The following is a 13,122-nucleotide window of genomic DNA, read 5'->3' as shown; positions in this document are numbered from 1 at the left end:
AAAGGAGAGAATAAATATGCCTTATATTCAACAAGTTTATGCTCGTGAAGTATTAGATTCACGTGGTAACCCAACAGTAGAAGTAGAAGTATTAACTGAATCAGGATTCTTTGGTCGCGCACTAGTTCCATCTGGTGCTTCAACTGGTGAATACGAAGCAGTTGAATTACGTGATGGTGACAAATCTCGTTACCTTGGTAAAGGTGTTCTTAAAGCAGTAGAAAACGTAAACGAAGTAATTGCTGAAGCAATTATCGGTATGGACGTTACTGATCAAGTTGGAATCGACAGAACAATGATCGAGCTTGATGGAACAGAAAACAAAGGTAAATTAGGTGCTAACGCAATCCTTGGTGTATCTATGGCTGCTGCACATGCTGCTGCTGAAGTAGTAGGATTACCTTTATACCGTTACCTTGGTGGATTCAATGCAAAACAATTACCAACTCCAATGATGAACATCATCAACGGTGGTTCACATGCTGATAACAACGTTGATTTCCAAGAATTCATGATCTTGCCAGTAGGAGCTCCAACTTTCAAAGAAGCTCTACGTATGGGTGCTGAAGTATTCCATGCATTAAAAGCTGTTTTACATGCAAAAGGTTTAAACACTGCTGTAGGTGATGAAGGTGGATTCGCTCCAAACCTTGGTTCGAACCGTGAAGCATTAGAAGTAATCATCGAAGCAATCAAAAAAGCTGGTTATGAGCCAGGCAAAGATGTATTCTTAGGAATGGACGTTGCTTCTTCTGAATTCTTTAACAAAGAAACTGGAAAATATGATCTTGCTGGAGAAGGCCGTAATGGTTTAACTTCTGAAGAATTAGTATCTTTCTACGAAGAGTTAGTTAACGAATTCCCAATCCTATCTATTGAAGATGGATTAGATGAAAACGACTGGGAAGGTCATAAATTATTAACAGACCGTATCGGTTCTAAAGTACAATTAGTTGGTGATGATTTATTCGTTACAAACACTAAAAAATTAGCTGAAGGTATCGAAAAAGGTATTGCTAACTCAATCCTTATCAAAGTTAACCAAATTGGTACTTTAACTGAAACATTCGAAGCTATCGAAATGGCTAAACGTGCTGGTTACACAGCTGTTGTTTCTCACCGTTCTGGTGAAACAGAAGATGCTACAATCGCTGACATCGCTGTTGCTACTAACGCTGGCCAAATCAAAACTGGTTCATTATCTCGTACAGACCGTATTGCTAAATACAACCAACTTCTTCGCATCGAAGACGAGCTTGGCGAGTTAGCAGTATACGATGGTCTTAAATCTTTCTATAACCTTAAGAAATAATAGAAGTTAAGCTTTCCTTAACTTGATAAGCACCCTAGCTTTAGGAGATTTCCTATAAGCTAGGGTGCTTTTTAATAATTGTGAAAGAATAGGGAGAAGAGGAGCCGCATCATTTCTCAGTGCCCGAAAACAAGAGATCCAGCAGGAAAAGGGAACAGAGGAGCGTTCTCTGAGCCCGAAAACAAGAGATCCAGCAGGAAAAGGTAACAGAGGAGCGTTCTCTGAGCCCGAAAACAAGAGATTCAGCAAGAAAAGGTAACAGAGGAACGTTCTCTGAGCCCGAAAACAAGAGATTCAGCAAGAAAAGGTAACAGAGGAGCGTTCTCTGAGCCCGAAAACAAGAGATCCAACAAGAAAAGGGAACAGAGGAACGTTCTCAGTGCCCGAATACAAAAAATCCAGCAGGAAAAGGTAACAGAGGAGCGTTCTCTGAGCCCGAAAACAAGAGATTCAGCAGGAAAAGGTAACAGAGGAGCGTTCTCTGAGCCCGAAAACAAGAGATCCAGCAGGAAAAGGTAACAGAGGAGCGTTCTCTGAGCCCGAAAACAAGAGATCCAGCAGGAAAAGGTAACAGAGGAGCGTTCTCTGAGCCCGAGAGCAAGAGATCCAGCAGGAAAAGGGAACAGATGCTTCTTATTCAAAGGTTATCGCGTAATTAAGAGAACTCTTCCATACATTCATGCTGGATAAATATATTCTACTAATTATTATGACAAAGAAAGCGACATACTATTGTGGCAAAACATAAAATATGATACATTTAAACTAATGTAGGTTGGGTTTAATGGAGGTGTTTGATATGATACACACAGTTTTGATTACTTTATTGATTATCGTTGCGATTGCATTAATCGTAGTAGTACTTCTTCAAAATGGTAAGAGTGCTGGACTATCTGGAGCAATTTCTGGTGGTGCAGAGCAGTTATTTGGTAAACAAAAAGCACGTGGTTTAGAATTAATCCTTCACAATGCAACAATCGTTTTAGCAATTCTATTTTTTGTATTAACGATTGCAGTTAGTTATTTTGATCTATAATAACGAAATTCGGTATAGATAAAAAACCTGGCCATGAAAGGTCAGGTTTTTTTTCGGAATACAATCATACATAAGTGTTGATTTAAAGAAGGAACGACCTTACTAAAGAAAAATCATATTACTGGATTCTTCCATTTCTTTTTTACTACAATAAAAGATAGTTCTTTTTCTAATTAACATAGTAATTTTAATTATAGATAAGGATGAAGGAGAAAATAATAAGATAAAGGAGCGCTATCTAATGAAAATAGTAGAACAGAAGCCATTAACATTTAAAGGAGATAATAAACGTGCTGTGCTGTTATTGCATGGATTTACAGGTAATACATCTGATGTGCGTTTGCTAGGTAGATATTTAAATACAAAGGGGTATACATGCTATGTTCCTTTATATAAAGGTCATGGTGTTCCGCCAGAAGAATTAGTCGAGTCTGGACCGAAAGATTGGTGGAAAGATGTTACGGAAGCATACCAGCATTTAAAGGATATGGGATATGAAGAAATTGCCGTTGGCGGACTATCCTTAGGAGGGGTATTTTCCCTTAAATTAGGTTACACTGTACCTGTAAAGGGTATCGTAACCATGTGTGCTCCGATGTATATCAAGAGTGAAGAAGTAATGTATGAAGGAGTGCTTGAATACGCTCGCAATTATAAGCAACGCGAGAAAAAATCAGAAGAAGTCATCGAACAGGAAATGGGTCAATTTAAGCCGATGAATACACTGAAGGAATTACAAAATCTTATAAAAGAAGTAAGAGACTCTATTGACCTTATTTATTCACCCGTATTTGTTATACAGGCCAGACATGATCAAATGATTGATATAAATAGTGCTAATATTATTTATGAAGAAGTGGAATCGATTTACAAAGACATAAAATGGTATGAAAACTCAAGTCATGTTATTACACATGATAAAGAGAAAGAACAGGTATTTGAAGATTTCTATCAGTTTTTAGAAAAACTAGATTGGAAAGAATGAGAAGCAAAGGAGGTTTTTTGTTTGGAAGATATAATTAAGGAAAATGTCGAGAAGTTATTAACCTATATGAAAGATGAAGCCTACAAACCATTAACGGTGCAAGAATTAGAAGAGGCTTTTGGAATAGAGGATTCTTCTCACTTCAAAGATTTTGTAAAGGCACTTGTACAGATGGAGGAAAAGGGGCTAGTCGTTCGTACAAGAAGCAATCGTTACGGTTTACCGGAAAAAATGAACCTTATTCGAGGGAAACTAGCAGGACATGCAAAAGGGTTTGCATTTGTTATTCCAGAAGAACAAGGGATGGATGATATCTTTATCCCTCCAAATGAAGTAAAAACAGCGTTAAACGGAGATATTGTGTTAGCTCGTGTCACTTCTGAGAGTTCTGGTCAAAGAAGAGAAGGGACAATCGTCCGAATTATTGAAAGAGGCGTACAGCAAATTGTTGGTACATATTCGGAAAGCAAGCATTTTGGCTTTGTAATACCTGATGATAAAAAAATCGCAACGGATATTTTTATCCCTAAAGGCAGTACAAAAGGAGCTATCGAAGGGCATAAGGTAGTTGTTAAACTAACTTCCTATCCAGAAGGCAGAAAGAATGCAGAAGGAGAAGTTATCAAAATACTAGGGCATAAGAATGACCCAGGTGTGGATATTTTATCGGTAATACATAAGCATGGATTACCACTAGCTTTCCCGGAAAATGTACTAGATCAAGCGAATAGTGCTCCAGATACGATAGATGAAAAGGAAATTGCCAATAGACGAGATTTGCGTAATGAAACAATTGTCACCATTGATGGCGCAGACGCAAAAGATTTGGATGATGCGGTTACTGTTACAATTTTAGAAAATGGTCATTATAAACTAGGAGTTCATATTGCGGATGTTTCTTATTATGTAACAGAAAATTCTCCGATTGATGTAGAAGCAGAGGAAAGGGGAACGAGTGTTTATTTAGTAGACCGTGTGATTCCAATGATTCCACATCGCTTATCAAATGGAATATGTTCCTTAAATCCAAAAGTAGATCGTTTGACTCTTTCCTGTGAGATGGAAATCTCACCAGAGGGGGAAGTAGTGAAGCATGAAATTTTCCAAAGCGTCATTAAGACCACAGAGCGCATGACCTATGCAGATGTGAATTCGATCTTACACGAAAAAGATGAAGCATTGAGAGCTAAATATGAAGGTCTTGTACCGATGTTTGAACGAATGGAAGAGCTAGCAGCCATCCTTCGCAAAAAACGGATGACTCGTGGTGCCATTGATTTTGATTTTAAAGAATCCAAAGTAATCGTAGATGAAGATGGAAAGCCACAGGATGTCATTTTAAGAGAACGATCTGTTGCAGAAAAATTAATTGAAGAATTTATGCTTGTGGCCAATGAAACGGTTGCGGAACATTTCCATTGGATGCAGGTACCGTTTATCTATCGTATTCACGAAGATCCAAAAGAAGAAAAGCTAAGAAGATTCTTCGAGTTTATTACAAACTTTGGCTATATTGTTAAGGGAACAGCAAATTCTGTCCATCCTAGAGCATTACAGGAAATTATCGAAGCAGTTCAAGGAACGCCGGAAGAAATGGTTATTTCAACGGTAATGCTGCGATCGATGCAACAAGCGAAATACTACCCTGAAAGCTTAGGACATTTTGGTTTATCAACTGAATTCTATACGCATTTTACTTCACCTATTAGACGTTATCCAGATTTAATCGTCCATCGATTGATTCGGACGTATTTAATTGAAGGGGATATCAGTTCAGCGACACAAGAAAAATGGAATAGCCGCTTAACAGAAATAGCAGAGCACTCTTCTAGTATGGAAAGAAGATCAGTAGAAGCTGAGCGTGAAACAGATGAGTTGAAGAAATCAGAGTACATGCTTGATAAAATCGGCGAAGAATATGATGGTATTATTAGCTCCGTTACGAATTTTGGAATGTTTGTAGAGCTTACAAATACAATCGAAGGACTTGTCCATGTCAGTTATATGACCGATGACTACTATCGTTATGATGAACGTCATTTTGCCATGATTGGCGAAAGAACAGGAAAGGTCTTCCGTATTGGAGACGAAATTACGGTGCGTGTTGTAAATGTAAATAAAGATGAACGCGCAATTGACTTTGAAATTGTCGGCATGAAGGGAACACGCCGCAGAGATCCAAAGAAAGATGGCAAGGTATTCTCTACTGGCAGTGTGTCTCGTGTACCACGTAAAGGTAAATCAGATAGAGATACGGATAGAAAAGGAAAACCTGGAGAATCTCGCCGTAAAGGAAAGAATGATCGAAAACACTTCGAAAATGCACCAAAAGCAAAGCGAAAGAAAAAGAGACGTTAACTAAAAATTTGCTAAGCATTAAATGGCATGTGGTTTCTATCTGAAAAAGGAAACCACGTGCAGGGGATGTTTGTATAATAGACATTCTTTTGATAAAATTATTGGCAGAGTAGGGGGAAGAGGCATGCCAAAAGGTGAAGGGAAATTAGTTGCACAGAATAAAAAAGCAAATCATGATTACTTTATTGAGGAGACTTACGAGGCAGGGATTGTTCTTCAAGGAACTGAAATCAAAGCAATTCGTGCTGGAAGAGTAAACTTAAAGGAATCATATGCACGCATTATTAATGGAGAAGTATTCCTGCTCGGAATGCATATTAGTCCCTATGAGCAAGGAAACCGATACAATCATGACCCTTTAAGAACAAGAAAACTTTTATTACATCGAAAACAAATCAATAAATTAATTGGGGAGACAAAAGAAGTAGGTTATGCTTTAGTCCCACTAAAGATTTATTTTAAAAATGGTTATGCAAAGGTTTTGATTGGTCTAGGTAAGGGTAAAAAGAACTATGATAAGCGTGAAACCTTAAAACGTAAAGAAGCAAATCGTAGCATCGAACGTGCTTTACGTGAAAGGCAAAAAATGTAATCCAAAACTTTACAATTGAAATACGCTATAGTTATGTTATAATAATTTATGTCGATATGACAACATAAATTTAAGCTCCTATTTCAGAGCTTCCGAAACGTTACGCTTTTCTATTAAAGCGGGAATCATGTAATGTAACAATTGCTTGATTTTATCCTAATAATGGGGACGCTACGGATTCGACAGGGATAGTTCGAGCTTAGGTTGCGAGTCGAGGGGATCGGCCTCGTTAAAACGTCAAAGCCTATAACTGGCAAACAACAAAACAACTTCGCTTTAGCTGCTTAATAGCGCTTAGCGGTTCCTCCCTCCATCGCCCATGTGGTAGGGTCAGGGACTCAAACTGAGTGGGCTACGCCGGATTCCACCGTCTGAGGAAGAAGGAAGAGAACAACCAGACTAGCTTACCGGACGCCTGTCAACAGGCAGAAGAATAAGCGAAATGCGAATATGTTGACTACACTCGTAGAAGCTTAAGTGCCGATGTTTCTGGACGTGGGTTCGATTAATTTTAGTCGCCTTGTATGGTAACATATAAGTGAAAATCTGGCTTTATCGGTGAAACCTAAGTCACATTAACTGTGATAAGGCAATGCCGAGCGGTATGTGAAGTAATTCAACAGCCGTGTATCGACTTATAGGCTGCCAAGAATTTGGTAGCACTAGGATACGGAATGCTACTTTAAAGTAAATTTATATTTCGTATAAGACGCCAGAGGACCAAACTAAATATTACAGGTTCAAGATATAGTCAGTGCCATGACGAAAGCATGGAATTGCACGTCCCACCGTCTCCACCAAATACATATTTGGTGGTTTTTATTTTGTCTATATGTGACGTAAAGCATAAGTTTTCCGTTTGGAAAGCTTATGCTTTATTTTGTTTTAGGAAATTTTATGCTTTATTTAAGATATAAAAGCATAACAATCTTTATTAGCTAAGTACGCTTAGTATAAGGAATTTTGTCTATTAAATTCATAAAATCCTTGATTAATTTTCATATTTAACATAATATTAAAATAATTATGAATATTACCTTTCTAATGATAAGCGCACATTTCCCAACCCTACGGACAAATGTGTGCTTTTTTAATTAAATGGGGGAGGAATACTTTTCCATCTTAGCGAGATACTACCTCTAAATAGAGGTGGTCCTTATGTATGAACATTTATTTATAACCCCTAGAAGTGTTTTATATAATATAGAGCCAATCGGTACTGGTTCCGAATTTGTTGAAAGTTTAACAAGCTATTTAGCTAGAGTTGCGTTTGAGCATAATACATCCGTTGGTCATTTGGTAAATAAATTACTAATCCCGAGTATGGATAAGGACTATCTTCATAGAAGTCGTGATTTTGGAGGTAATCGATTTTATGAAGGTGCGAAAACGATAAACGGATACATGGAAAATTCCTTGAGTGTGGTAAAGGCAATCGAAAAATTAACAGTTAGGGACGATATACATAAATTGACATTAATAAGATGGAAAAACGTATTTCCTTTAAGGGAGCTGTTAAAGAAATCCTTAGCTTGGTGTCCTTTTTGTATCAAAGAATGGAAAGAAAATAATAAAACAGTTTATTATCCTTTAATATGGTCCATAGACTTAGTCCATATGTGCCATATTCATTCATGTTTTCTAATAAATAAATGTCCAACTTGCTTTAAGCAACAGGATATTCTAAGGAGGCAATCGTTAGTTGGTATTTGCCAACACTGTCTTCGACAATTAGATGATGGTGCAACAAAAGAGAAATATGGCCAAGAAAATAAGGATTGGCAAGGTTTTGTAATTGATAATGTTTGTTCATTGTTAAATTATGATGGAAAAATAAATACAGGCGAGAACTCACTTCTTGTTAAGAATCTTAATCTTATTTGTGAAAAAGTATTCGATGGAAGTATTAACGAATTTAGTAAACAATTAAATTTTGCAAGAAGTTCGGTAGTAGGATGGATTAAAGGCAAGGTTAAACCAACCTTAGAAAATCAATTATACATATGCCAGAGGTTAAATATAGAAATAGAACAATTATTACTTACTACCAACATTCAAAATTTTCATATAGTTAAACAAAGGAAAAGAATTATAAATACTTCATCAAAACCTAAAAGAGTTGACTATTACATTGTTGAGAAGGAGTTAGAAAAAGTTATCCAAAATAAGGAAAATATATCAATGGAAGCAGCTGCTAAAAAAGTAGGCATAAATAAAAGAACACTTTATAGAAAATTTCGCCATCTTTGCGTTCAAATCTCAAATCATTATAAGCAATACCTTGAAGAAAGAAAGCTTCAAAGAATACTATGTTTAAAAATTCAGGTTGAAGCTACTTTCACAAACCTATATATGCAGGGAATTTATCCAAGTAGGAGGAAGATAGAATTTGTTATGAATAAACCAGGTGTACTCAAAGAAAGAGAGTTACAATCTCACTGGAAGGGTTTATTAGGTAAACAAGGTTTACTATTTGAACGTAATTTAGGGGAGTGTGAAGATATTGGTGATGAATTCCAATGAGTTTCACGAATGGTCTAAAGAACTTAATTTGTCTGAAGAAGCAATAGAACAAATAAAAATAATCAGATTATCTGATCCATCACGCCTTGTTGGTGGAGGGGCTCGGAATGTTCCTGGAGAGTTCACTAGTAAAAAAATGGGTGTAACCATTCAATTTGAGAGCTCAAAAGTTGAGCTGGCTGCAATATACATGATGGAGTTTGATGATAATGTATTGGAATTCTATGATCAACCTCCTTCAATTAAATTAAACAAAGTAGGTTGGAAAACACCTGACTTTTTTGTAATTGAGAAAGACAGAGCATATTGGATTGAGTGGAAAACAGAAGATGAATTGATTAAGCTATCACAAAAGAAAAATGCAAAGTATTATTTGGATGAGGAGAGTAATTGGCGTTATTTACCAGGAGAGGAATATTGTAAATCACTTGGAATTGAGTTTAAAGTAGGCTCATCAAAAGATATTAATTGGACCTTACAAAGAAATCTAATTTACTTAAAAGATTATTTAGGGAGCGAAAAACCAAATGAAGAAGTTATTTCTTCTGTAAAGAATAACATAATGGCTTCTCCAGGAATAACTTTGAAAAAGTTGATCGATTCTTCAGGTGAAGATTTTACTTTAGATGATATTAACATCTTAATTGCTCAAGATATTTTATACGTTGACCTTTTCACATCGTTATTGGTAGAGCCTAGTTCTGTTAAGATTTATTGTACCAAGGAGCAAAATAGGAGCTTTATAAATCTTTGGGAATCTTCTAGAGAGAAGAAGGAAGTAAGCGTGGTTAAAATCACAAATGGCTCAAAGATATTGTGGGGAGAAATACAGTGGAAAATCCTTAATCATGATATAAAAAACCTATTTTTGGTATCAGATTCTGGTGATTATAATGAAGTCCCCATAGAAACGTTTGAAAGATATGTTTCAGAAGGTTATATTACAGGTTTGAATTCAGATGATGACATAGATGATGAAAAAGTCAAAGAATTGATTACTACTGCTGCTGAGGCAGACTTGAAAATAGCAAACAGAAAATACTCGATTGTTAAAAAGATTTTGCAAGGAGATGAAATAGGACCAATAAAAGAAACGGATAGAACAATAAGAAATTGGATAAAGGCATATAGGGATGCCGAAGATTTATATGGGAACGGATACCTTGGACTATTACCAAATGATAAAAACAAAGGTAACCGTAATAGAAAAATTCCAACAAAATCAATTGAGTTAATGGAAGAGGTTATAAATGAAAGCTATGAATCAATAAAAATAAAAACTGCAAAAGTTGTTCATGGAGAATATCAAACTCTTTGTGAAAACAACAAAGTTCCTCCAGCGTCATACCAAACCTTTTGTGAAGCAATAAGGAAACGGAGTATTTTTGAGTTAACAAAAAGTAGAGAAGGTGATCGTGCCGCCTATAAATACGAGGAATTTTATTGGTCACTAGAGTACACCACACCAAAACATGGAGATAGAGCTTTTGAAATCGCTCATATTGATCATACTCTACTAGATATTGAATTAGATATTGGAAATGGGAAATCAAAAAAACCATGGTGCACATTTTTAACAGATGCTTTTTCAAGGAGAATTTTAGCTTTTTATTTAACATTTGATTCCCCGTGTATTAGCTCAAACATGATGATTATAAGAGAATGTGTTAGAAAATATAATCGGCTTCCTCAAACTTTGGTCGTGGATGGAGGGAGAGATTTTCACAGCATTTATTTTGAGTCACTACTTGCAATGTATGAAGTTGAAAAGAAAACCAGACCCGCTGCAAAGGCTAGGTTTGGTAGCGTAGTCGAGCGTCTATTTGGTATCGCAAATAAACTGTTAATCCATAATCTACTTGGAAATACTCAGGTGATGAAAAATGTACGTCAAGTAACTAAACAGGTGAATCCTAAGAATCATGCAGTTTGGAACTTGGAACTATTGACAGAAAGGTTAGAAAATTGGATAGACGAAGTTTATGATATCCGTGAACATCCAGCACATTTTATGACTCCTAAGGATGCATTTAATCATTTAATAGCATCAACAGGCAAACGATTTACTAGACTTATACCTTACAATGAAGAGTTTATCATTCTAACATTACCATCTCCTAAACCAAGACACCGTAAGGTTCATCCGGGCAAAGGTATTAAATTGAACTACTATTATTACTCGAATGACAAGTTTCGTAATAGAGAGATTGAAAATAGTATGGTAGAAGTTCGTTACGATCCATTTAATATAGGTGTTGCATACGCTTATGTAAATAAACGATGGGAAAAATGCTATTCTGAGTATTATTCCATTGTAAATGGAAAGACAGAAAAACAGATAAAACTGATTACAGAGGAGCTTCGTCACAAGAGAAAAGAATTTGAAAAAAACAGTTCAATTACAGCGAAAATGATTGCGGAATTTATTCTTGAATCTGAAGAAATAGAAAACCGTTTATTATTGGAAAAGCAGGGTAAAAGCATTGATGCGGTCCAATTAACATTGATAGAAGGAACTGGGAAGAACGATGATATGCTTAACAAAAGGCCGGATAAAACTGATGTTAATTTTTTTGATGATGATATGGATTTAGTGTTTTTGGGGAGGGATAATTAATTGCATGAAACAGCGAGAATGTTTGATGTAGATTTATTGAAAAAATCAAAGGAAGAGAGGGTAAAATTCTTTAAGGAATACACTATACAACATCCAAAGTTTACTAAAGTAAAGGATGAAGTTATAAAAGAGATAAATTCTAGTGATTACAATATCATAATGGTTATTGGTCCATCTAGAATTGGAAAATCTAGATTGGTTGGGGAACTTATTTTTGAATATCTTAAAAATATGGAGGAAGAAATAAGATTAAATCCAGGAATAATTCCTATTTCAGGGATGGAGTTACCAAATCCAGATTTATCAAGGTTTAATTGGAAGGATTTTTATTTTCGAGTGCTAACTGCATTAAAAGATCCGTTAATAGATGAAAAGATTGACATTGAAAATGAAATTATAAGAAAAGAACCAAAGAAGTATTTAAAGCCCTTTAGGAAAGATACTGCGCCAGAATTAAGGATATCTATAGAATCTGCGTTTCGTAATAGAAAAACTAGGGCTTTCTTGATCGATGAGGCACAACATTTTTTTAAAGTTGGAGGAGGTAGTGAAGCACTCAACGTACAATTTAATTCTATTAAATCTCTTTCGAATATGACTAGCTCAAAGTTTGTCATGTTTGGGACTTATGATTTAAATCAGGTTATTAATTTGGATGGGCAATTAACCAGTCGTGTTAAGGAGGTACATTTCCCTCGATACGATGTAAGAAATAGAGAAGATGCAAAATTCTTTAAGAGTGTAGTGTATACTCTGCAGAAGGTTATTCCTGTAGAAGAAGAGCCGAATTTTCTTGATCATACTCAATATTTGTATAACTTTAGTATTGGCTGTATAGGACTTCTTAAACAGTGGTTAGAAAGGGCGCTATCAGACGCATTGAGTTCAAGTGATAAAACAATAACAATCGAACATTTAGAGAGAAATTCATTAAATCAAAAGAAGATTCTTACTTTAGCTAGAGAAGCTATTAAAGGTGAAAGTGATTTCATAGAAAAAGAGGAAGATAGGATAGAGTTGCAGGAAATCTTGTATGGATCTGTTAAAAAGAGTGGTTCTCAAAAGAAGGAAGATGATAAGAGTACTGACAAAGGTAAGCATAAACGTTCAAAGCCAGGTCAACGTAATCCGCATAGGGATCAAGTTGGGACAGTAAGGGAAGATGAATCCGATTTTAGCGAAATAGCGAAAGAAAACTCTATAGGTGAAAAATGAATATATATATATAATAATTGAGTGAATATCATGTTTTTTCACTCAATTATTAATATCTTTTTCAAATAGAAGAAAATGATTAAGTTGTTAAAAACTTAATTTATTTAAAAGCATTGATTTTGGGGGACAAGAGTAATGAATTCTCTAATAGAAAGTTTAAGAAAAAGTGAAAATCCATTAGGTGATTTTTTATCATCAAGAACAGTATTGTATAATAATATAGAACCGATAAGCATCGGGGAGAGTATAAAATATTTTGTGTAAATGAAAATTTCCATGTAAAAAGGAAGACCTTCTCTTGGTAGAATTAAGTCACCACAACCAATCCTAGAAAAGAGGTCTTCCCTATGAATCAGTTTACAACAGAAATTATCGATGCACTAGTAAAAAAACAAGATATTACCGAGGTTTTTCGTTCGCACTTGGAAATGGCGATCAACTCGCTACTTGTGACAGAGTTAACGGAATTTCTAGATTATGAAAA

The 13,122-nt window shown here is 35.6% G+C and carries 8 protein-coding genes, 1 other RNA gene and 1 pseudogene; all 10 read left to right on the top strand.

All coding sequences use genetic code 11. From position 1 onward, the window contains the following. Positions 1-16: 16 nt before the first annotated feature. On the top strand, positions 17-1,312 hold the full coding sequence (gene eno, locus QQZ16_RS00050; protein WP_284560939.1) for a phosphopyruvate hydratase: 1,296 nt from the start codon (positions 17-19) through the stop codon (positions 1,310-1,312). Positions 1,313-2,114: 802 nt separating this feature from the next. Next, complete coding sequence (gene secG, locus QQZ16_RS00045; RefSeq protein WP_031540682.1) at positions 2,115-2,348, top strand: preprotein translocase subunit SecG; 234 nt, start codon at positions 2,115-2,117, stop codon at positions 2,346-2,348. Between the two features lie 241 nt (positions 2,349-2,589). Next, positions 2,590-3,333 (top strand): alpha/beta hydrolase, encoded by a 744-nt coding sequence (locus tag QQZ16_RS00040; protein WP_031539861.1) that lies wholly within the window; start codon positions 2,590-2,592, stop codon positions 3,331-3,333. A 66-nt stretch (positions 3,334-3,399) separates the two neighbouring features. Further along, positions 3,400-5,691, top strand: a complete 2,292-nt coding sequence (rnr, locus tag QQZ16_RS00035) for a ribonuclease R (protein ID WP_396953895.1) — start codon at positions 3,400-3,402, stop codon at positions 5,689-5,691. A gap of 124 nt (positions 5,692-5,815) precedes the next feature. After that, positions 5,816-6,283 (top strand): SsrA-binding protein SmpB, encoded by a 468-nt coding sequence (gene smpB / locus QQZ16_RS00030; RefSeq protein WP_031539863.1) that lies wholly within the window; start codon positions 5,816-5,818, stop codon positions 6,281-6,283. 172 nt (positions 6,284-6,455) lie between these two features. Beyond that, positions 6,456-6,791: a transfer-messenger RNA gene (gene ssrA / locus QQZ16_RS00025) on the top strand. A 650-nt stretch (positions 6,792-7,441) separates the two neighbouring features. Beyond that, complete coding sequence (locus tag QQZ16_RS00020) at positions 7,442-8,806, top strand: TniQ family protein (RefSeq protein WP_048717262.1); 1,365 nt, start codon at positions 7,442-7,444, stop codon at positions 8,804-8,806. After that, positions 8,793-11,423: a TnsA endonuclease N-terminal domain-containing protein gene (locus QQZ16_RS00015; protein WP_284560938.1), complete on the top strand. Its 2,631-nt coding sequence runs from the start codon at positions 8,793-8,795 to the stop codon at positions 11,421-11,423. Before QQZ16_RS00020 ends, QQZ16_RS00015 begins: the two co-directional genes overlap by 14 nt. Beyond that, a complete protein-coding gene (locus QQZ16_RS00010) occupies positions 11,424-12,638 on the top strand; it encodes a TniB family NTP-binding protein (RefSeq protein WP_284560937.1) in 1,215 nt (404 codons plus the stop codon). A gap of 347 nt (positions 12,639-12,985) precedes the next feature. Continuing rightward, a pseudogene (locus tag QQZ16_RS00005) lies at positions 12,986-13,122 on the top strand (IS256 family transposase); the annotation flags it as partial.

This window comes from Bacillus sp. T2.9-1 (assembly GCF_950097965.1).
Classification (GTDB): Bacteria; Bacillota; Bacilli; order Bacillales; family Cytobacillaceae; genus Niallia; species Niallia hominis.
This window is presented reverse-complemented; position numbering and strand designations above follow the sequence as displayed.

Bases quoted from the DNA above. Each gene is read 5' to 3' on its own strand.
- QQZ16_RS00015 (WP_284560938.1), top strand. From the start codon at position 8,793: ATGAATTCCAATGAGTTTCACGAATGGTCTAAAGAACTTAATTTGTCT.
- smpB (WP_031539863.1), top strand. From the start codon at position 5,816: ATGCCAAAAGGTGAAGGGAAATTAGTTGCACAGAATAAAAAAGCAAAT.
- eno (WP_284560939.1), top strand. From the start codon at position 17: ATGCCTTATATTCAACAAGTTTATGCTCGTGAAGTATTAGATTCACGT.
- QQZ16_RS00040 (WP_031539861.1), top strand. From the start codon at position 2,590: ATGAAAATAGTAGAACAGAAGCCATTAACATTTAAAGGAGATAATAAA.
- rnr (WP_396953895.1), top strand. From the start codon at position 3,400: ATGAAAGATGAAGCCTACAAACCATTAACGGTGCAAGAATTAGAAGAG.
- QQZ16_RS00020 (WP_048717262.1), top strand. From the start codon at position 7,442: ATGTATGAACATTTATTTATAACCCCTAGAAGTGTTTTATATAATATA.